This window comes from Nocardioides sp. NPDC057772, from assembly GCF_042798075.1.
Lineage (GTDB): Bacteria > Actinomycetota > Actinomycetes > Propionibacteriales > Nocardioidaceae > Nocardioides.
In genome coordinates, this window is record NZ_JBHVKN010000006.1 from 37,706 (window position 1) to 57,601 (window position 19,896).

The 19,896-nt window shown below is 69.7% G+C and carries 17 protein-coding genes; 4 read left to right on the forward strand and 13 right to left on the reverse strand.

Annotated features, from left to right (window positions below):
* Nucleotides 1-82: 82 nt before the first annotated feature.
* On the forward strand, nt 83-1,333 hold the full coding sequence (locus tag ACFVJS_RS02440) for an FAD-binding protein (protein ID WP_378877108.1): 1,251 nt from the start codon (nt 83-85) through the stop codon (nt 1,331-1,333).
* Between the two features lie 4 nt (nt 1,334-1,337).
* Here ACFVJS_RS02440 and ACFVJS_RS02445 read toward each other — a convergent pair whose 3' ends face one another.
* From ACFVJS_RS02445 to ACFVJS_RS02475, 7 genes are all read right to left on the reverse strand, one after another.
* Nucleotides 1,338-1,637, reverse strand: a complete 300-nt coding sequence (locus ACFVJS_RS02445) for a chorismate mutase (protein WP_378877110.1) — start codon at nt 1,635-1,637, stop codon at nt 1,338-1,340.
* A gap of 43 nt (nt 1,638-1,680) precedes the next feature.
* Complete coding sequence (gene trxA / locus ACFVJS_RS02450; protein WP_378877112.1) at nt 1,681-2,049, reverse strand: thioredoxin; 369 nt, start codon at nt 2,047-2,049, stop codon at nt 1,681-1,683.
* A gap of 111 nt (nt 2,050-2,160) precedes the next feature.
* Nucleotides 2,161-2,301, reverse strand: coding sequence for a hypothetical protein (locus ACFVJS_RS02455; protein ID WP_165109916.1), 141 nt, complete (start codon nt 2,299-2,301; stop codon nt 2,161-2,163).
* 136 nt (nt 2,302-2,437) lie between these two features.
* Nucleotides 2,438-4,645, reverse strand: a complete 2,208-nt coding sequence (locus ACFVJS_RS02460) for a DEAD/DEAH box helicase (protein ID WP_378877114.1) — start codon at nt 4,643-4,645, stop codon at nt 2,438-2,440.
* 283 nt (nt 4,646-4,928) lie between these two features.
* A complete protein-coding gene (locus ACFVJS_RS02465) occupies nt 4,929-5,618 on the reverse strand; it encodes a hypothetical protein (RefSeq protein ID WP_378877116.1) in 690 nt (229 codons plus the stop codon).
* A gap of 43 nt (nt 5,619-5,661) precedes the next feature.
* Nucleotides 5,662-6,420 (reverse strand): alpha/beta hydrolase family protein, encoded by a 759-nt coding sequence (locus tag ACFVJS_RS02470; RefSeq protein WP_378877118.1) that lies wholly within the window; start codon nt 6,418-6,420, stop codon nt 5,662-5,664.
* 43 nt (nt 6,421-6,463) lie between these two features.
* Nucleotides 6,464-7,846: an NAD-dependent succinate-semialdehyde dehydrogenase gene (locus ACFVJS_RS02475; RefSeq protein WP_378877120.1), complete on the reverse strand. Its 1,383-nt coding sequence runs from the start codon at nt 7,844-7,846 to the stop codon at nt 6,464-6,466.
* A gap of 134 nt (nt 7,847-7,980) precedes the next feature.
* Here ACFVJS_RS02475 and ACFVJS_RS02480 point away from each other — a divergent pair, with 134 nt between their 5' ends.
* Nucleotides 7,981-8,829, forward strand: coding sequence for an acyl-CoA thioesterase domain-containing protein (locus ACFVJS_RS02480; RefSeq protein ID WP_378877122.1), 849 nt, complete (start codon nt 7,981-7,983; stop codon nt 8,827-8,829).
* A 54-nt stretch (nt 8,830-8,883) separates the two neighbouring features.
* Here ACFVJS_RS02480 and ACFVJS_RS02485 read toward each other — a convergent pair whose 3' ends face one another.
* Nucleotides 8,884-11,097: an Eco57I restriction-modification methylase domain-containing protein gene (locus ACFVJS_RS02485; protein ID WP_378877125.1), complete on the reverse strand. Its 2,214-nt coding sequence runs from the start codon at nt 11,095-11,097 to the stop codon at nt 8,884-8,886.
* A gap of 114 nt (nt 11,098-11,211) precedes the next feature.
* Here ACFVJS_RS02485 and ACFVJS_RS02490 point away from each other — a divergent pair, with 114 nt between their 5' ends.
* Nucleotides 11,212-12,327: a galactosyldiacylglycerol synthase gene (locus tag ACFVJS_RS02490; RefSeq protein WP_378877127.1), complete on the forward strand. Its 1,116-nt coding sequence runs from the start codon at nt 11,212-11,214 to the stop codon at nt 12,325-12,327.
* Here ACFVJS_RS02490 and ACFVJS_RS02495 read toward each other — a convergent pair.
* The 3 genes from ACFVJS_RS02495 to ACFVJS_RS02505 form a co-directional block, all read right to left on the reverse strand.
* A complete protein-coding gene (locus ACFVJS_RS02495; RefSeq protein ID WP_378877129.1) occupies nt 12,324-13,232 on the reverse strand; it encodes an amidohydrolase family protein in 909 nt (302 codons plus the stop codon). The two genes, ACFVJS_RS02490 and ACFVJS_RS02495, sit on opposite strands and share 4 nt — an antisense overlap.
* Nucleotides 13,233-13,243: 11 nt before the next feature.
* On the reverse strand, nt 13,244-14,116 hold the full coding sequence (locus tag ACFVJS_RS02500) for an RNase H family protein (protein WP_378877131.1): 873 nt from the start codon (nt 14,114-14,116) through the stop codon (nt 13,244-13,246).
* A 97-nt stretch (nt 14,117-14,213) separates the two neighbouring features.
* On the reverse strand, nt 14,214-16,076 hold the full coding sequence (locus ACFVJS_RS02505; RefSeq protein WP_378877133.1) for an AMP-dependent synthetase/ligase: 1,863 nt from the start codon (nt 16,074-16,076) through the stop codon (nt 14,214-14,216).
* A gap of 183 nt (nt 16,077-16,259) precedes the next feature.
* Between ACFVJS_RS02505 and ACFVJS_RS02510 the strand changes: the two genes are divergently transcribed.
* Nucleotides 16,260-17,435 (forward strand): 4-hydroxybenzoate 3-monooxygenase, encoded by a 1,176-nt coding sequence (locus ACFVJS_RS02510; RefSeq protein WP_378877135.1) that lies wholly within the window; start codon nt 16,260-16,262, stop codon nt 17,433-17,435.
* Between the two features lie 26 nt (nt 17,436-17,461).
* On the opposite strand, the gene ACFVJS_RS02515 is transcribed toward ACFVJS_RS02510, so the two are convergent.
* Both ACFVJS_RS02515 and ACFVJS_RS02520 read right to left on the reverse strand, forming a co-directional pair.
* On the reverse strand, nt 17,462-18,718 hold the full coding sequence (locus tag ACFVJS_RS02515) for an MBL fold metallo-hydrolase (protein WP_378877137.1): 1,257 nt from the start codon (nt 18,716-18,718) through the stop codon (nt 17,462-17,464).
* A gap of 65 nt (nt 18,719-18,783) precedes the next feature.
* Nucleotides 18,784-19,773 carry a LysR substrate-binding domain-containing protein gene (locus ACFVJS_RS02520; RefSeq protein ID WP_378877139.1) on the reverse strand — a complete coding sequence of 330 codons (990 nt, stop codon included), beginning with the start codon at nt 19,771-19,773 and terminating at the stop codon, nt 18,784-18,786.
* Nucleotides 19,774-19,896: the final 123 nt, after the last annotated feature.

Here is a 19,896-nt window from a genome sequence, read left to right on the forward strand (position 1 = left end):
AGCGAGCAGGGCTTATCAATCGTTGTCGATAACGTTTTCTATTCACGCGCATCTATCCCCGATATCCGGCTACGATCCCTGCATGCGCACCGAGACCCCCGCCTTCGACGCTCCCGGATCGACGTGGGCTCGCAGCTACGACTACACCGCTCGCAAGCTCGTGCGACCACGCTCCGTCGAAGACGTACGTGACCTCGTGCTGCGCGAGCCACGACTGCGCGCGCTGGGATCTCGGCACTCCTTCACCGACCTCGCGGACACGCCCGGTGTGCTGGTCTCGCTCGACGCCCTGGAGTCCGCCCCGAGCCTGGCCGGAGACGTCGTCCGGGTGCCCGGCGGGATGCGCTACGGCGAGCTCGCGGCCTGGCTCGAGGAACGCGGGCGGGCCCTGCCCAACCTCGCCTCGCTCCCCCACATCTCGGTGGCCGGAGCGGTCGCGACGGGCACGCACGGGTCCGGCGTCGGCAACGGCTCGCTGGCCACCTCCGTGACGGCACTGGAGATCGTCGACGGCCGGGGTGACCTGGTGCGCCTGGAGGCCGGGTCACCCGACTTCGCCGGGGCCGTGGTCGGCATCGGCGCCCTGGGGATCGTGACCCACCTCGAGCTGCTGACCTCGCCGAGCTACCAGATCTCCCAGACGGTCCACGAGGGTCTGACCTTCGCCGACCTGCGAGAGCATCTGACCGAGATCCTCGGTGCGGCCTACTCGGTGTCGATCTTCACGCGTTGGGGCGACGCGCCCGACGGCTCGGTCGGCAAGGTCTGGGTGAAGTCGAGCTCGACGACGCCGCAGATCCCGGGGACGGTGCTCGCGACCGAGCCTCGCCACGTGATCCCCGGTCTCGACGCGGCGCCGTGCACCGAGCAGCTCGGCGTGCCGGGGCCGTGGCACGAGCGACTGCCCCACTTCCGGCTCGACTTCCAGCCGAGCGTCGGCGCGGAGCTGCAGAGTGAATACCTGGTGCCGTTCGACCGCGCCCAGGAGGCGGTCGACGCCGTCCGGTCGCTCGCCGACCGGGTCCGGCCGTTGCTGCAGGTCGGCGAGATCCGCGCGGTCGCCGCCGACGACCTGTGGCTCTCCCCCGCCTACGGCACGGACGTACTGGCACTGCACTTCACCTGGCGGGCCGACCCTGCCGGTGTGGGCAAGCTCCTGCCCGACCTCGAGCGGCGGCTACCGGCCGGCACCCGGCCACATTGGGGCAAGCTCTTCACCACCGCAGATCCCGGCGCCGGCTTCCCGCGCTGGGAAGACTTCAGAGACCTCGTACGCCGCTTCGACCCGGATCGCCGGTTCTGGAATGCGTGGCTGGACCGGGTGCTGGGCTGATCCCTCAGTCCTCGACGAACTGGCGGTGGTTGCGGATCACCTCGGCGATGATCACGTTGAGGATCTTCTCGGCGAACTCGGGGTCGAGCCCGGCGTCGTCGGAGAGTCGGCGGAGCCGCTCGATCTGGACGGCCTCGCGGTTGGGGTCGGCAGGCGGGAAGCCCGCGCGCGCCTTCAGCCGGCCGACCTGCTCGGTGCACTTGAAGCGCTCGGCGAGGAGGTGGACGAGGGCCGCGTCGAGATTGTCGATGCTGCCGCGTAGGCGCAGGAGCTCGTCGTGGGCGGCGCTGTCGGGTTCGTTCACACGGCTATCCAACCTGATGCGAAGCCAGGAGCAGTGACGAGTCTTACTCGCCGGACTCCTTCTGGGCCTGCTCGGCCAGCGCCTTGTCGATATCGAGGTCGACGACCGCGTCGATGACCTGCTTCAGCGCGGGCGCAGGCAGGGCGCCGGGCTGGGAGAAGACGAGGTTGCCCTTCTTGAAGGCCATCAGCGTCGGGATCGAGGTGATGTTGGCGGCGCCGGCGAGGGCCTGCTCGGCCTCGGTGTCGACCTTGCCGAAGACGATCTCCGGGTGCTCCTCGGAGGCGGCGTCGTAGATCGGGCTGAACTGGCGGCACGGGCCGCACCAGGACGCCCAGAAGTCGACGAGAACGATCTCGTTGTCGGTGACGGTGCTCTCGAAGTTCTCTGCGCCGAGCTCGACGGTGGGCATGGGGCTCTCACTTCCGGTCTGGAGTCGCGTGCGCGCCGGATCGGCGGGCACGTAGTCCCAACGTACGTGCCCTACCGGTGATTCCCGAGGGCGGTGCCCGGGCCGGTCAGATCAGGGAAGGCGCTTGGTCTTCGGCCCGATGTGCCGCTCGATGCGGCTGCGCGGCTGACCGGTCAGCTTGGCGACGATCGGCACCCGGAACACGTAGCCGCCGACGGCCGCCGCGACGAGGAGAAGGATGATCCAGAACATGTGCTCAAGCGTACGCCGCAGCACCCAGGCCCCACCTCAGGATTCTCCCTGAGATGAGGCCTGGGTCGAGTCCCGGAACCAGGTCGGGCCCAGGTCGGGCCCAGGTCGGGCCCAGGTCGGGCCCAGTCGGGCCCGGTCAGGCGGCGCGGCGACCCCGGCGGCCCGACTCGCGCTTGCGGAGCGCGTCGGTGAGCAGCGAGACCAGGGCCTCGAGCTGCACGTCGGCGGAGTCGGTGACCTCCTCGTCGGAGCCGTCCAGGGCGCGGGCAGCGAGGCCCGCCTTGGAGTCGATCAGCTCGGCGATCCGGGTGTCGATGGTCTGGCTGGCGATGATGCGCCAGGCGGTGACCGGCTCGGTCTGGCCGATGCGGTGGACCCGGTCGATCGCCTGGGTCTGCTCGGCGTCGGTCCAGGAGAGCTCGGCCAGGACCAGGTTGGAGGCGGCCTGCAGGTTGACGCCGACCCCGGCGGCGGTCAGCGAGCAGACGATGATCTCGACCTCGGGGTCGTTCATGAACTCGTCGATGGCCTTCTCGCGCGCCTTCGAGGTCTGGTCGCCGCGGATCGTGGAGTAGCGGATGCCGCGCTCCTCGAAGAGCTTCTGCGCGGTGTCCATGACCTCGATGTGCTTGGCGAAGAAGACGACCTTGCCGACGTTGCGCGCCAGCTGGGCGGCGTAGTCGGCGGCCAGGGTCGCCTTCGCCTTGCCGATGCGGCGCATCATGCCGAAGACGTTCTCGCCCGTCGAGGCGTCCTGGTCCTCGCGCTCCCAGGTGGCGACGCGGCGGATCAGCTCGAGGTCGAGCTCGCCCGGAGCCGGCTTGGCTCCGGTCACGCGGGTCTCGATCGCGGTGTCGTAGCGCTGCATCATCCGCTTGGCCAGCTCTGCCTCGGCGGCCCGGATCGAGCGGCCCTCGGCGTCGTCGAGCTCGACCGGGAGGTCGGCCACACGGCGCGCCGGGATGTCGCTGGCGACGTCGATCTTGCGGCGGCGCACGATGCCCTGGTTGACGACGACGCGGCGGGCGGCGCCGTAGAAGCTGTTGTCCTGCGGGGTCAGCCCGGTCTCCTCGAGCCCCTCGAGCAGACCGTTGAGCGGCTTGACGTCATCGATCCAGCCGAGGAACTGCCAGATCGCCCGGAAGTCCTCGATGTCGTTGATCAGCGGGGTGCCGGTCAGCGCCATCAGCAGCGGGTTGGCCGTACGCTGCCGGATCTTCTCGGAGAGGGCCAGCACGTGCTGGGAGCGCTGGGAGGACTTGTTCTTGATGAAGTGGGCCTCGTCGACGACCATGCCCTTGAAGCCGAACTCGCCGAGCCAGCCGACGTGGCGGTCGAGGATCTCGTAGTTGACCACGATGATGTCGGCGAAGCCGTCGATGTCCTCGCCGTTGCCGTGCACGACGGTGGCCTTCTTCGACGGCGTCCAGAGGCTGACCTCGCGCGCCCAGTTGGCCTTGACCACGTTGGGCACGACCACGAGCAGCGGGTAGGCGTCGGCCGCCTCGGCGGCGAGCAGGGCCTGCGCGGTCTTGCCGAGGCCGGGCTCGTCGGCCAGCAGGTAGGTGCGGTGGCCCTGCGCCGCCGAGGCGACCATCTGGGCCTGATGGTGCATGAGCTCGCGGGTGCCGGGCGCGTCGACATGGCCGGGGCCGTAGGCGGGCGGGTCGGGCAGCGGCATGCACGAGGGGCCGGAGTCGGCGTACTCGAAACTGCGGAACAGCGGGCCGAGGAGCTCCCAGCCGGACAGGCGGCGGGCGTGCACCGGCGGGCGGGCATTGGTGAAGTCGGGCACCAGGAACGGGTTGGAGAGCTGGCGCTGGATGACGCTCGTCGGGACGACGCGCTTGTCGGGGACGACGACAGCGGGGGTCTCGTCCTCGTCCTCCTCCTCGTCCTCGGGCACGTCGACGCCACCGCGGGCCATCAGCTCGTGCTTCAGGTCGAGTGCGGCCTCGGAGATCTCGGCGTCCTCGGCGAGGAGCTCGAACAGGCGCGAGTCCATGGTCGCGGTCTTGGCGAGGATCGTGGCGATCCCGTCCAGACGCTTGAGCTGCTCGGCGCGGCGGCCGTCGTTGAGGGTCTCGTCCTCGAGCACGCGATGGCGCTCGTCTCGGGCGAGGAGCGCGACGACCTGGAACTTGGTGCGCACGTCGGGCATCGCCGAGCGGCGCTGCACGGCCGACTCGACCTCGCGGACGACCTGAGCGAGCACCGGGATGATGCCCTCGTTGTCCTTGTGGACGCCCTTGCGGCGACCGTTCTGCCCGGACTTGCCGGCGTTTCCGTTGCTACGCGAACGGCCGGACCGGTTGTTGCGCCGGGTAGCGGCTCCCTGAGCCAACTGAATCCTCCTTGGGCCACGCACGGGTGAGTGGCATGTCCAAATGCCGACCCTCATCGGCCGGTCGCCCTCCCAGGGCTCGCGCAGGTCGATGGCTGACGACTGACGACCGCGTCCAAACAGCGGATACGCGCGATCGGCGCCTCATCGACCGGGCCAGTGACTCGTTCGGTCCCCACGACGAACGTCCACGAGCCGGGCGCTTGCAGCGAGTGTAACCCCACCCACACCTGTTAGTGGAAGTCTCGTTCGGTGTTTTCTGTCAATTGATCAAACACACGCGTCAGGCAGGCCGCGGACGCGCCCGGTAGAACTCGCGTGCGCGCCGTCCGAGACGCTTGGTGGCGGTGTCCGAGAGCACCACACCGAGCGGGATGTTGAGCACCGGGATGCCGCGCAGGACGACACGCCGGGCCACCCGCGCACCGACGAGCTGCGCCATCGACCTGGTGGCCTGGATGGTCTTCCTCGCCGCCCACTGGGAAGCGGCACGGACGCCGAACCTGCTGCCCGCGGCACCCGCCGCGCTGCCGCCGCCGTCGAAGAGCAGATCCACTCCGGCCAGCCTGAGGAACTCGTCCACCCGGGCCGGATCCTCCAGATCGTGCCCGTACGCAGCCGCGATGTGCATCACCAGCCGCTGCTCGATCCACGCCAGCGCGACCAGGTCGCCGAGGATCGCCGTGCCTGCCGCGGCCGCGACGGCGGCGGGGCCACCGATGAGGGCCGGGATCTCGGCGACCGCGATCATCGCGCCGCCGCCGGCACCCTGCGCACGGGCGAACCAGCGGTGCTTCCTGATCAGCTCGTCGACGTACGCATCGGCGTCGAAGCCGGGCTCGGCGCGGTCCTCGGCCACCTTCTGGGCGATCTCCGGACCCTGGGTGGCGACCAGGTGCCCGACAAGCACCTGCGGCGCCGCGGGACCTGCCTTGATCAGCTCCTTGATCGGGAACTTCGGCTTCGTGAGCATGTCCCGAACCTAGCCGACGCCGGGCCGGATCAGCGGAAGCGACTCAGTCGATCAGGTACTGATCCGCCCAGGCGGAGATGATCCGGGCGGCGCGCTGGGCCTGACCCTTCTTCGTGAGGAGATGGTCGGAGCCCTCCAGCGCCACGAACGAGCGCGGGTGGCGGGCGGTGTTGAAGATGTCGGAGGCGTTCTCGATGCCGACCGTCGTGTCGGTGGGACTGTGCATGACCAGGAGCGGCTTCTTGAGCTGCATGATCTTGTGGCGCAGGTCGGCGCGGCGTACGTCATGGACGAAGGCCTTGCGCAGGGTCAGCGACTTGCCGCCTGCCATCCACGGCGACTCGCCGTCCTCCATCACCCGGGAGAGCACGGCGTCGTAGTTGTGCTCGACGTGAGCCGGCTGGAACGGGGCACCGACGGTGGCCACGGCATCGACGCCGACCGAGTCGTTGGCCGCGGCGAGGACCGCGGCGCCGCCGAAGGAGTGGCCCACGAGCAGCTCGGCAGGGGTGCCGCGCTCGGCCATGAAGCGGGTGGCCTCGACGGTGTCGGCGACCTTGTGGGTGAAGGAGCCGTCGCCCCAGTCGCCCTCGGAGTCGCCGAGGCCGAGGTTGTCGAAGCGGAGCATGCCGATGCCCTCGGCGGCCAGCTGCTTGCAGATCCTCGCGGCGGCCGGTGAGTCCTTCCCGAGGGTGAAGCCGTGGCTGAACACGCCCCAGCCACGCACCTCACCCTCGGGCAGGTCGATGAGACCGGCCAGCATGGGTCCGGACGTACTCTTGAAGGTCACCTTCTCAGCCACGCCCAGGATTCTCTCAGAATCCTGGGGCGACCGATCGGTCCGCTCAGCGCTCGACGTAGAAGAGACGCTTGTTGAGGAACTCGTCGATGCCGAGCGGCCCGAGCTCGCGGCCGAAGCCGGAGCGCTTGGTGCCACCGAAGGGCACGTCGGCGCCCTCGCCGGCCGGAGTGTTGACGTTGGCCATGCCGACCTCGAGCTGCTGGGCGACGGCGATCGCGCGGGCCTCGTCGGTGGAGAAGACGGCGCCGCCCAGGCCGTACTCGACCGCGTTGGCCAGCTCGACGGCCTCCTCGTCCGTGCTCACCTTGTAGACGACGGCGACCGGGCCGAAGAGCTCCTCGCTGTAGGCGCGCATCTCCGGGGTGACACCGGTGAGGACCGCAGGGGCGAAGAACGCGTCGGGACCCTCGGAGATCTCGCCACCGGCGTGGAGCGTGGCGCCCTTGGAGACCGCGTCCTCGATCTGCTCACGCAGCGCCTCGGCCGCCTTGCGGGCGACCAGCGGGGAGTAGACGGTGTCGTCGCCGTCCTCCCCCTCGAGCGGGGTCATCGCGGCGGCACGCTTGGTGAGGGCCGCGACGAAGTCGTCGTAGACCTCCTCGTTCACGATCATCCGCTTGTTGCCGTTGCAGACCTGGCCGACGTTCTCCATCCGGGTCGCCCAGGCGGTCTCGGCGGCGGCGTCGATGTCGTCGGAGTCGAGGATGATGTAGGGGTCGGAGCCACCGAGCTCGAGGACGACCTTCTTCAGGTTGCGGCCCGCGGCCTCGGCGACCGCCGTGCCGGCGCGCTCGGAGCCGGTCAGCGAGACCGCGCGCACGCGCGGGTCGGCGATCATGGTGGCGATCTGCTCGTGGGTGGCGTAGAGGTTCTGGTAGACGCCGTCGGGAAGGCCGGCGTCCTCGAAGATCTTGGCGATCGCGGCCGAGGAGCGCGGGCAGTTCTCGGCGTGCTTGAGGATGACCGTGTTGCCGGCGACCAGGTTGGGCGCGGCGAAACGGGCGACCTGGTAATAGGGGTAGTTCCACGGCATCACGCCGAGCACCGGGCCGAGCGGCAGGCGCTGGATGACCGCTTTGCCCTCGTGGCCGGGCAGGTCGGTGTCGGCGAGGAGCTCGGGGCCGTGGTCGGCGTAGTAGGCGGTGATCTCGCCGGAGAACTCCGCCTCGCCCGCGCCCGAGGAGGTCTTCTTGCCCATCTCGGTGCGGATGATCGAGCCGAGCTCCGCGGCGCGCTCGGTGAAGAGGTCCGCGGCGCGCTTCACGATCGCGGAACGCTCCTCGATCGGGGTCGAGCGCCAGGCTTCGTACGCCTTCATCGACCGCGCCAGCGCCTCCTCCACCTCGGCGTCGGTGGCGAACGGGAAGGTCTCGATCACTTCACCCGTGGCGGGGTCGGTCACCTGGTACGGAGGCGTGTTGCTCATCGTCGTCCTCTTCGATCGGGGCTGCTTTGGGTGCGATGGTACGTGGTTTTAGGCCACTTGTAATGACGAAACCGTTACTATTTGCCGGTTTTCACAACTGAATCCGAAGTTAGGACACGTTCTAGAATGTGCGCATGGATCTCGCATTCTTCCGGCGCACCGATGACGGCTTCGAGCCTACGCCGATGGCTCGCAGCATGTGGGCCGAGGACCACATGCACGGAGTGGCCGCCAGCGGCCTGATCGCCCGCGGCCTCGAGGACCAGATCGAGGTGCTCGGCCGCGCCTCCGAGCTGGTGCCGGCCCGCTATCACGTCGACCTGTTCCGGCCGCCGCGGATGGTGCCGACGAGGATCCGGACGAGCGTCGTACGCAACGGGCCCCGCATCGCGCTGCTCGATGCCGAGATGGTCCAGTCGTCCGGCGACGGCTCGGAACAGGTCGTGGCGCGGGCGACCTGCACCTACCTGCTCGCCGGCGAGAACCCGGCCGGCGAGGTCTGGTCCGCGACCGAGCGCGCCACTCCCCCGCCGCTCTCGGTGGCACCGCCCACCTCGGAGCCCCACGTACCCTTCTTCGTCTCCGAGAACCCCTGGTCCGACGACTTCGGCAAGCACCAGAACGCCGGGCGCCACGTCACCTGGCAGGTCGCGGTCCCGACCGTCGCCGGCGAGCCGATGACCCCGTTCCAGACCGTCGCCTCCATCGCCGACGCCACCTCGATGGTCACCAACTGGGGCAGCAACGGCGTCGAGTGGATCAACACCGACATCTCCCTCGCCCTCGCCCGCCGCCCCGCCGGGATGGAGGTCGGTCTCGCCACCATCGACCACGTCGCCCACGAGGGCATCTCCGTCGGCACCGCCGAGGTCTTCGACCGCGAGGGCACCATCGGCACCGCCACCGTCACGGCCCTCGCCAACGCCAAGCGCACCGTCGACTTCACCGCTCCTGTCGAAGGTGGGCCCGCGACACCGGTCTAGCCCGCCGAGAGGTCGGCCCCGTCGGCCGAAGCGTCGCTCGCGCTGGCCGAGGCGTCACCGTGGTGACGTCTCGGCCGACGTACCCGACGCCTCGGCCGACGCTTGTGACGCCTCGGCGAGGGCGAGATTCTGGGCGACCAGCTCGGCCATGAGGGCTCGCTGGCGGGTCGGGGTGAGGCCGAAGCCGGAGGGGGTCAGCTCGGGGGTGGCCAGGGACTCGTCGATGCCGTGCAGGCGGGCGGTGGCGTGGTTGACGTCGGCGATGGCCTGCCGGAGGGCGGTGGTCGCGGGGTCGTGGGTGTCGGGGTCGCCGACGAGGTTGAGTACGCCGGTGATGCCGATCCGGCGTTCGTCGCCGACCCGCTCGAGGGCTGCCAGGAGCGCTTGCCCGGCCGGCCGGAGCGGCCCGAGGTCTGCGGGGAACGGGTAGGTGGCGCGCAGGCGCGAGGGGTTGTAGCGGTAGGCCGTGTTGAGCATGGTGCCGCCGGCGCGCATCGCCCAGACGCGGTGTAGGTCCGAGGCCAGGAACGCGTACGCAGCCGCATCCTGTGTCGGGTAGACCACCAGTCCGTTGGAGAACACATGGTCGGCTCCGACCAGCACCGGCCACAGGTGCTTGCTGTGCTTGCTGAACGCGATGACGTGCGACAGCCCGGCGGCGTCGCGGTAGAGCTCGTCGACCGGGCTGAGGAAGCCCCACCAACGCTCCTTGAGCTGGGGGTACTTCACGAACTGGCGGCGGCGCTCGGCGCGCACCTTCGACCGCACCAGACGTGCGAGTGCGCGGTCCTCGGCGAGCTCCTCGAGGCCGAGCTTGCCGACGTCGACCACGAACCGCGAGGCGGTCGAGCCGCACGGGGTGACCAGGTCCTCTCCGCTCAGGTAGGGGCGCACGGTGTGGCCGAGGGGCCCGCGGCGGAGTGCCTCCGCGTCCGACGGCGTCAGCACGAGCGAGCGCCCCAGCACGATCGTGCCCTGGTAGCCGTGCGGCAGCGGGCCGTCGAGATCCAGCCGCGCCGGCTCCGGGAGCGAGAAACCGTCCTCGAGCGTCCCGGTGATCGCGGGGACGGTGCGGCCGTCGAGCCAGGCGCTGTCGAGCGGCCGGGTGGTGAGCCAGATCTTCGCGAACCTCACCCCCGCGGTCGGCCACGGGGCCGACCGCTCCGCCCGGGCGACCTGCCAGCCGCGATCCAGGAGCGTGCTGAGCCCGAACCGTGCGGTGTCGCCCTCGCTGATCGAGTCGGTCGTGATCAGACCGATCTCGCCGCGGCTGAGCGCGGCTGCCCGGAGCAGGAAGTAGATGACGTAGTCGGCCCGCCTCGTCGTGCCGGCGGCGAGCGTGTGCGCCAGGTAGTCGCGCAGCTGCTGACCGATCGCGTCTCGGACCCGCTTCACCCCGAGGTAGGGCGGGTTGCCGACCACCGCGTCGAAACCACCGCGCGCCATCACCTCGGGCGCGACCAGCGCCCAGTGGATCGGCCGAACCGCCGGGACGGGCAGACGCCGTGCCCGGCCCAGCGCTGCGTACGCCTCCTCCAGCCGTTTCCCCGGCCGGCCGCCCAGCGGCAGCGCGACCGCGACCATCGCATCGGCGTAGGCCTTCGGGTCGGTGAGGCCGTCCGGCAGTTCGGCGGTGTCGACGAGCCCGACCAGCGAGTTGCCGCACAGGATCCGGTCGTCGAGGAAGGTCAGCGGGAGCGAGGGGTCCTCGCAGAGCAGCCACAGCGACAGCTTCGCGATGTCGACGGCAACCGGATCGATGTCGGCGCCGTAGAGACACCCGCTGACGACCTCGGTCAGCGGCATCCGGCACGACGCCGCCAGGTAGCGGGCGGAGGCGAGCAGGAAGACGCCGGTGCCGGCAGCGATGTCGACCACGGTGGCGTCGGGAGCGGCGACCGGAGCCAGGGCATGCGCCACCACCTCGTCAGCGAGCTCTGGTGGGGTGTAGTGGGCGCCGTTGTCGCGCCGCGAGGAGTCCTCCAGCAACGCCTCGTAGACGTAGCCGATCTCTTCCAGGACCAGATCATCGGCTCCGATCCCGTCCGGAAACAGATAATTCGACAGTAGACGATCCGGCAGCGAACAGTCCCCGGCAGTCGTCAGCAGCCCCGCAGTGTCCAATGCCGCATCGGTGAGCGCCATGCCTCGCGCCTCCGCGAAGGCCACCACGACCCGGCGCATCACCACGGCCACCGCCGAGGGGCCACCGCCCAGCTCGGCGACCGCCGACCGCGCACGATGACGCAGTTGCCGGGCCGTGATCACAGGATGAACCATAGAACGCCCGCAGGTTCGGGGAGGCGAACCGATGGTGAAGAGTGACGCGCCGGGGTGCCCCCGTTCACCACAACGTCACACCATGCGTACAGAATCCGGCGCATGTCCATCGACTCGGAGCGGCTCGGGCCCCTCCTTCACCTCCGGCCCGGCGCGACCCCCCGCGTGGCGATCATCTCGGCGAGCTACGGCGCGGGGCACAACTCCGCGTCCCGAGAAATCTCACGAGCACTCGGGGAGGCCGGTTGCGACGTCGAGATCTTCGACTTCGTCGATCTGATGCCGTGGAGACTCGGGCACAGCCTGAAGGTCGGCTACAAGATGCAGCTCCAGGTCAGCCCGGACTCCTGGGGCACCACGATGAGCCTGGTCATGCCCGGACGCCCGCTCCACAAGCCGTTCAACCGGTTCCTCCGCCTCTCCACACGCAAGATCACCGAAGTCATCCGCGGCGCAGACCTGGTCATCTCGACCCACCCCTTCTGCTCCCAGGTCATCGGCCACCTCCGCACGTCAGGACAGCTCACCGTCCCTGCCGTCACCTACCTCACCGATGCCGCGGTCCCGGCGCTGTGGATCCACCCCGGCATCGACCTCAACCTCGCCATCCACGAGGTCGCCGCCCGCGAGGCGCGCATGCTCGGCGGCAACGCGGCCGTGGTCCAGCCGCTGGTCCCGCCAGGGGCCGCGTACGTCCCGGGGCAGGTCTTCCCCGACCCGCTGGCCGACCTCCAGCTGACCGGCCCGCGGGCGCTCGTCACCGGCGGCTCGCTCGGCGCCGGCGCACTCGAGCAGACCGCCCGCGACATCCTCGAGCACAGCGACATGACCCCGATCGTCCTCTGCGCGACCGACCCCTGTCTCAAGCGCCGCCTGGAGCGGATCCCCGGAGTCGTGGCGCTCGGCTGGCGCACCGACGTACGCGCCCTGATGGCGACCAGCGACTGCGTCGTCCAGAACGCCGGCGGCTTCACCTCCCTCGAGGCTCTCGCCTCCGGCACCCCGGTGATCACCTACCGCTCGATCTCCGGCCACGGCGCCGCCAACTCCGCCAACCTGGACCGTGCCGGGCTGATCCCGTGGGCCCGCGACGAGATCGAGCTCGCCAAGCACCTGGTCGTCGCCGCCGAGTCGCCCCGGTTCAACCGGCTCGCGCTCGGGGTCCCCGACATCGTCCAGATCCTCACCGACAGCTACGACGAGACCGCCGTGGCCTAGGCGGCGAACAGCCCGAAGAGCCGCGCGGCGTTCTCGTAGAGCACACCACGCGCCCATTCGTCCCCGAGCCCGAGGCCGAGCACCCCGTCGACCGCCTCCAGGTAGGGGTAGGGGATGTTGGGGAAGTCGCTCCCGAACAGCACCCGCTCCCCCAGCGCCTCGAGCCGCGACAGCTCCTCTGCAGGGAACGGCGTCGAAGCCTCGGTGAAGGCGGTGAACGCCATCGTGGTGTCCAGATGCACCCCGTCGTACTTCTCCACCAGATCGAGGAACCGGGCGTAGTCCGGCAGTCCCATGTGAGCGACGATCAGCACCAGATCGGGATAGCGTCCGAGCAGCGTCTCCATCCCGGACGGACCCGTGAACCGACCAGGAGCAGGCCCATGGCCGGAGTGGATCACCAGCGGCGTGCGCGACTCCGACAGCACCTCCCAGACCGGGTCCAGCAGCGGCGAGTTGGGGTCGTAGTCGCCGACCTGGACATGCGCCTTGAAGATCCGTGCGCCGGACTCGACCGCCTCCCGCACATAGTCGCCGGCCCCCGGCTCCGGGTAGAACGTCGCCGACTGCAGGCAGTCCGGCTTGTCGGCCGCGAACTCCGCACCCCACTGGTTCAGCCACGCCGCCATCCCCGGCTTGTGCGGGTAGGTGAGTGCCGTGAAGTGACGTACGCCGAGAGCCCGCAGCACCCGGAGCCGCTCCTCCTCCGAGTGGCGGTAAGCGATCGGCCACGCCCGGCCGGTCAGCGGACCGGCCGAGTCGAAGTAGGCCCACACCTTGTCGAGCATCCGCTGGGGCAGGAAGTGGGTGTGTACGTCGAAGATGCCGTCCAGCCCCAGCGCATCGAGGCGTGCGCGGACCTGCGCGGGCTCGTCGGGGGCGATGGCAACCGCAGGAGGGTTCACGACACCCGAACCTACCCGGCCGAAGCGGACCCAGAAGCGAGCGGTGCTGCGAAGGTCTCGGCGATCGCCCGCGCCCGGGCCGGCACCTCGTCGGCGGTCAGCCCCCAGGTGCCCTCGGCGAAGCGCCGGGCCAGCTTGGCCAGCGAGTCGGCGCCCTCGTTGAGCGCCTCGCCGACGTGTCCGCGCACCCACTCGAAGGAGAGCCGCTCGGACTCGCGGCACAGGTCGTCGTGCATCCGGGTCAGGCCCGCGAGCTCGGCGCGATGCTCGGTCTCGTAGCCCTTCGGCATCGACTCCTCGCCCCGAAGCCAGTCCTCGATCAGCGCCAGCGCCACCCGCGAGTCGGTCCGGATGGTCAGCGTGCGCCGCGGCAGCGCACGCACCGCCTCCGCGATCGCCTGCAGCTCGGCGAGGACCACCAGCGACTGCGGGTCCCGGATCCGGGCGTTGGGCACCTGCCGGCCGAAGCCGTGCTGGCCGTCGCCGGCGAGCCAGCCCCATCCGATGAACCCGCGGTGGGCCGAGCCGTCGGTCGCCACCACCAGCGGCGGCAGCGGACCGGCCCGATAGACCGCCAACGCCTCCACGGCCTCCGCGCGGATGTCCGCGTCATCGTCGACGAACGGCACCACGGTGACCCCGGGATAGGCGTCCGCGATCTCGTCGGTCAGCATCCAGAACCGGGAGTTGGACGGCAGCGCGACCACGATCTGCACCGGCGCGATCTCGACGAGCGAGTCGTACACCGCACCCACCGCCGCGATGATCGCGTCCTCGGTCCCGCGAGCACCCAATGATCCCGCCGTGTGCAGCCCCGGACCGGCCAGCACCCAGTCCCACTTCTCGGCGTCGCTGCGCTCCTTGACGACGATGAAGCAACGCATTGCAGACCTCCTGACCCGCCCGAACAAGTCGATCTCGACGTTACCGGGCGGGTCCTGAGGACGAGAGGATGGCGTCAGGATCCGGACGCCGACCCTCTCACTGCTCGGCGGCGTAGAGACCGTCGATGATGTCGGCGTACTTCTTGCTCACCACGCGCCGCTTCAGCTTCAACGTGGGCGTGAGCTCCTCGGACTCGGCCGTCCACTCCTCGCCGAGCAGCTCGAAGGCCTTGACCTGCTCAGGACGGGAGAGCCGGGCGTTGGCGGCCTCGACCGCCTGGGCCACCGCGCCGCGGATCACCGGGTGCTGGGCGAGCTCGGCGAGCGACCCGGCCTCGACGCCGAGCTTCTGAGCGACCACGGGGGCGATCTCGCCGTCGAGGGTCATCACGGCGACGACGTACGAACGGCCGTCACCGACCACCATCGCGTGACCGACCAGCGGGCTCTCCTTGAGGAGGTTCTCGATGTTGGAGGGTGCGATGTTCTTGCCCGCGGAGTTGATGATCATCTCCTTCTTGCGGTCGACGACGCTGAGGAAGCCGTCCTCGTCGAGCGAGCCGATGTCGCCGGTGTGCAGCCAGCCGTCCTCGTCGAGGAGCGCGGCCGTCGCCTCCGGCCGGCGTACGTAGCCAGGGGTCGTGATCGGACCGCGGAACAGGATCTCGCCGTCCTCCGCGATGCGCACCTCGATCCCGGGATGAGCCCGGCCGACCGTGCCGAGCCGGAAGCCGTCGGGCCCGTTGGCGGTCGCGGCGCCGGTGGTCTCGGTCATCCCGTAGACGTCGTAGACCTTGATCCCCAGACCCGCGAAGAACTTCGCGACCTCGAGCGGCATCGGCGCGGCCGCGCTGGCCGCCCACTCCACCTTGTCGAGCCCGAGCAGGGCACGCATGGTCGAGAGAACTGCGGCGTCGGCCTGCTCGAACTGAGCCTGCAGCTCGGGCGAGGTGGTGTGCCCGGTCTGCTGCGACTCGACGTAGGCGAGGCCGACCGCCATCGCCTTCTCCACGGCCTCCCGCTTGGCGTCGTCGGTCTCGGCGGCGAGCAGCGCGGTCACACCGGTGCGGATCTTCTCCCACACCCGCGGCACCCCGAAGAAGCTGGTGGGGTGGACCTCCTGGAGCGTGGCGAGCAGCAGCGAGGGGTCCTGGATCAGGTAGACGTGACCGCCGTTGAACTGCGGGATGTAGAGGCTGAGCACCCGCTCCGCGATGTGCGCGAACGGCAGGTAGGAGACCAGGACGCCCGGCTCCTCGATCCCCGAGGTCGACAGCGAGCTGGTGGTCTCGAAGACGATGTTGCGGTGGGTGAGCACCACGCCCTTGGGCTGCCCGGTCGTGCCCGAGGTGTAGAGCATCGTGACGGTGTCGTCCGGGGTGACCGCCGCACTGCGTGCGTCGAGCTCCTCGCCGACCCCGCCGTCCCGGGCGAGCGCCGCCGCACCCGAGGCGACGAAGTCGTCCCAGGCGACCGCCCGCGGGTCGTCGGCCACCGTGGTGTCGATCGCCACGACCCGGAGGATCTCCTCCCGCTTCAGCCCGAGCGCCCAGCGAGCGACGTGGTCGTCGGTCTCCAGCACCACGATCCGCGGGTCCGCATGCTCGGCGACATAGCCCACCTGATCGGGCGCGAGGGTGTTGTAGATGCTGATCGGCACGCCACCGGCGAGCACCGCGGCCAGGTCGGCGAGGATGTGCTCGATGCGGTTGGCGGCCATGATCGCGACCGACTCCCCCGGCTTCAGGCCGGCCTCGATGTAGGCAGCGGCGAGCTCGCGGGCCCGCTGGTGCAGCTCGGACCAGGACAGTGTGCGCCAGCCCGCACCGTCGGCGGTGTGCCGGTCGGAGAAGGCCGGTTCGGCGCCGCGTTCGGCGACCACCTTGGTGAAGACGTCGACCATGGTCTGGTCGCCGATCTGGGACTCGAGGGCGGCGCGTTCGGCAAGGACGTCGGGCATCGGGGCGCTCCTTCGTTGGTTGTGACTCGGGTCACAATTGAGTTGCCTCGACCGTAGGGACGCACCAGCGCTGACACAAGGGCCCGTCCGCACCATTTGGGAATCGGTGCCGCCGGCCATCGTTTCCACTCACCGGAAAACCACGCTGGCGACGACTGCCCGAACGGGGGTTGACTCGGCCCCATGGCAGATGAACGTACGCAGGTTGTGATCGTCGGCGCCGGCCCCGCAGGGTTGCTGCTGAGCCATCTCCTCGCCGCCGACGGAGTCGACTCGGTCGTGGTGGAGACCCGGTCGGAGGAGTACGTCGCGGCCCGCATCCGTGCCGGCATCCTGGAGCAGTCGAGCGTCGACCTGCTCACCGAGGTCGGCCTCGGCGACCGGCTGGCCCGCGAGGCCGACAAGCACCGCGGGATCTATCTGCAGTGGCCCGAGGAGCGTCACCACCTCGACTTCGTCGACCTGGTCGGCCGGGCGGTGTACGTCTACGGCCAGACCGAGGTGCAGAAGGACCTGATCGAGGCCCGACGCGCCGCCGGGCAGGTGGTCCACTACGAGGTCAGCGACACCACGCTGCACGACATCGAGTCCGACCGGCCCTCGGTCACCTTCACCGACGCCGACGGGGTCGCCCGGCGGATCCGGGCCGACGTGATCGTCGGCTGCGACGGCTCCTTCGGCCCCAGCCGTGCCGCGATCCCGGCCCGGGAGAGCTGGGACCGCACCTACCCCTACAGCTGGTTCGGCATCCTCGCCGACGTCGCACCCTCGACCGACGAGCTGATCTACGCCTGGCATCCCGACGGCTTCGCACTGCACTCGATGCGCTCGAAGAGCGTCTCGCGGTTCTACCTCCAGGTGCCCAACGGCACCGACCCGGCGACCTGGTCCGACGACCAGATCTGGGACGCCCTCGCCGCCCGGCTCGGCCACGGCCAGAACGGCTGGACACTGCAGCCGGGTCAGATCACCGACCGCTCGGTGCTGCCGATGCGCTCGCACGTCTCCACGCCGATGCGCCACGGCCGGCTCTTCCTGGCCGGCGACGCCGCCCACATCGTTCCTCCGACCGGCGCCAAGGGCCTCAACCTCGCTGTCGCCGACGTCGCGCTGCTGGCTCCCGCGCTCACCGCGCTGCTCGATGGTGACTCGCGACTGGCGGACGACTACTCCGAGACCGCACTGCGCCGCGTCTGGCGCTGCACCCACTTCTCCTGGTGGATGACCACGATGCTGCACACCGCCGAGGACCCGTTCGACGCCCAACTCCAACTCTCCCAGCTACGTTGGGCGACCTCCAGCGAGCACGCTGCGGCCGGGCTCGCGGAGAACTACGCCGGGCTGCCGATCGGGTTCTGACCGGCGGTCCTGGGGGTCTGCGGCGTTCAGCCAAGCGCTGCGCCCACTCCGAACTCGTCGAGATCCCGACCGACGACGACCAGGCCGGAAAAGTTCTTCTGAGCCCGGTGGAACTTGTACTCCGGCCAGTTGGCGGGCACCAGATGGTTCAGCACGAGCGTCCGTACGCCTGCGGCCTCTGCGATCGGCCCCACCTCGTCGATGGTCGTGTGCGCGTTGATCAAGTGCTGGAAGCGGCCCTCGGCCGACGTGTCGCGAGGCTCTGGGAAGATCTCCTCGGCCCATTCTCGGTCCATGACCTCGTGAACGAGGATGTCGGCACCGTGCGCCATCTCGATGAGGTTGTCGCTCGGTGAGGTATCGCCGGAGAACACGATCACCCCGTCGTCGGTCTCGAAGCGAAAGGCAAGCGCGGGAAAGACCGGAGCGTGCTGGACCAGGGTGGCTGAGACCCGGACCCGGTCGTCCTCGTAGAACGGCACGGGGCTCATCCGCGGATGGGGGTTCCCGTTGGGGTCGGCGAGGTAACGCTCCGGGATGGGGACGTCGTACCCCGAGGCGAGGGCGGACGGCGGTGGTTTGCGGGTGTCGAAGACCCGATCGTTGATGTCGGTCGCATACGCCCGCATCATGAGGTCGATCATCTCGGCGGTTCCCGGCGTCGGGTTCTCCGGTGCCGTCACCTGCGGGTCCGGCGGTGGCCCGAAACGGGGAGGAAGCGTTCCCCGGTTGCCGGGACCCCAGACCTGCACCGGTGTGGTCACTCGCGCGAGCCCGTTCGACAACCCCTCGATGAGCAGGTTGTTCAGGTCGATGATGTGGTCGGAGTGCAGATGGGTCAGGAAGATCGCGCGAAGGGCGTCCAGCGGACCGTCCGTGTCATGTCTCCAGTTGCCGAGTCGGGCATCCCGGGCCTGACGACCCACGCCGTGTCCGGCATCCACGATGTAGTACCGGTCGCCGACAACCACAGCTGATGCCACACCCGCTCGGTCAGTCCTTGGCCACCACGGCGGACCTCCGGATGTGCCCAGGAGAACGAGACGGGTTCGCCTGCCCGCTCCGAACTTGCGGGCGGCAGACTCGGGACCCGTGGCCGATGCGGGCAGCGCGCCCGCCCCCGCGAGGACCCCGGTTGCGCCTGCGCCGGCAAGCAGCAAACGCCTGGAGACACCGGAGCCCGGCGTCGAACTGGCTGAACCTTCCGGAATGTTCATGGCACCAGATCCTGCGGAGAAAGTGGTTCGGGTCGCCAATACCAAATCAGCTTGCGATATGCGCACCTCCTCATGCCGGATGTTGTCAACGTCTCCGGATGAGCAGGCCGGGCTCACCTCGAGATCACGTCTCAGATGACCGGGCTCCGTGGAGAACCGACGCCCGGCACAGACGTCGGTGCGGCCTCCTCGAGCTCGGCTGCGATGATCGCTGCCGTGGTAGTGAGCGCATCGACCAACAGCCGTGCTTCTCGGCTGACCGATCGGTCCGCAGGCAGCGTCACGCCGATGGCGCGGGGGACGGTGTCGAGACGGAGAGGCAGCATCTCGAGGAGTTCGTCGCGTACGCCGATCAGCATCGGCAGCGGCGCGATGGCCTCGGTCTCCAGCAGCATCGCCCGCGAGGTGAGCAGGGTCGAGCACTCGGTGATGTCGCGCGGTGGACTGAGCCCCTCGCGGGCGAACATGTCGTCGAGCTCGGCCCGCAACGTGCTGGGCTGCAGAGGCAGGATCCACGGGTAGGACTGCAGGTCGGCAAGTCGTTGCGGCGCTGCGGCAAGTGCCGGGTGGCCCCGACGTACAACCGCCCGCACCGCTTCGTCGTAGAGCCGGATATGGTGGAGGGACCCGCGGTAGGTTCCGGGGTCCAAGCGCCCGACGAGCAGATCGACCTCACTCCGCTGCAGACTCGTGGTCAGCTGCTCTGCGGTGCCCTCGACGACCGAGACCGTGATGTCGGGTTCGGCCCGTTTCAGCGCGACCACAGCACGTGGGAGCAGCGCGTAGGCGCCGGCCAGGTTGGTCCCGACCCGAAGCGGCCGCGCGCCCCCTTGGAGCACCTCCTCGATCTGCTCGGATGCGCGGCGCAGGTTGCCGAGCGCGGATCGTGCCTGCTCGATCAGGATCTCCCCCGCCGGCGTGGGCGACACGCCCCGAGGCCCTCGCACGAAGAGCTCGACGCCGACGAGGTCTTCGACCTCCCGGACGCTCCGGGTCACCGCGGGCTGGGAGATGTAGAGGTTCTCCGCGGCGCCCACGAACGATCCCTCGTCAGCGATCGTGGTGAGCAGGACGAGGTGCCGCAGCTTCAGCTTGCCGCCGAACAGTTGCTGGGTCTGCACGATGGGAACCTCTCGCCGGACGACTGGCGGCCATCGTAGATCGGCTTATATCGGAATGCCCAGATATATCTTTTCTGGCATATCTAGCCTTGGATTGGCATTGGTGATGTGACTCTCAGCGGC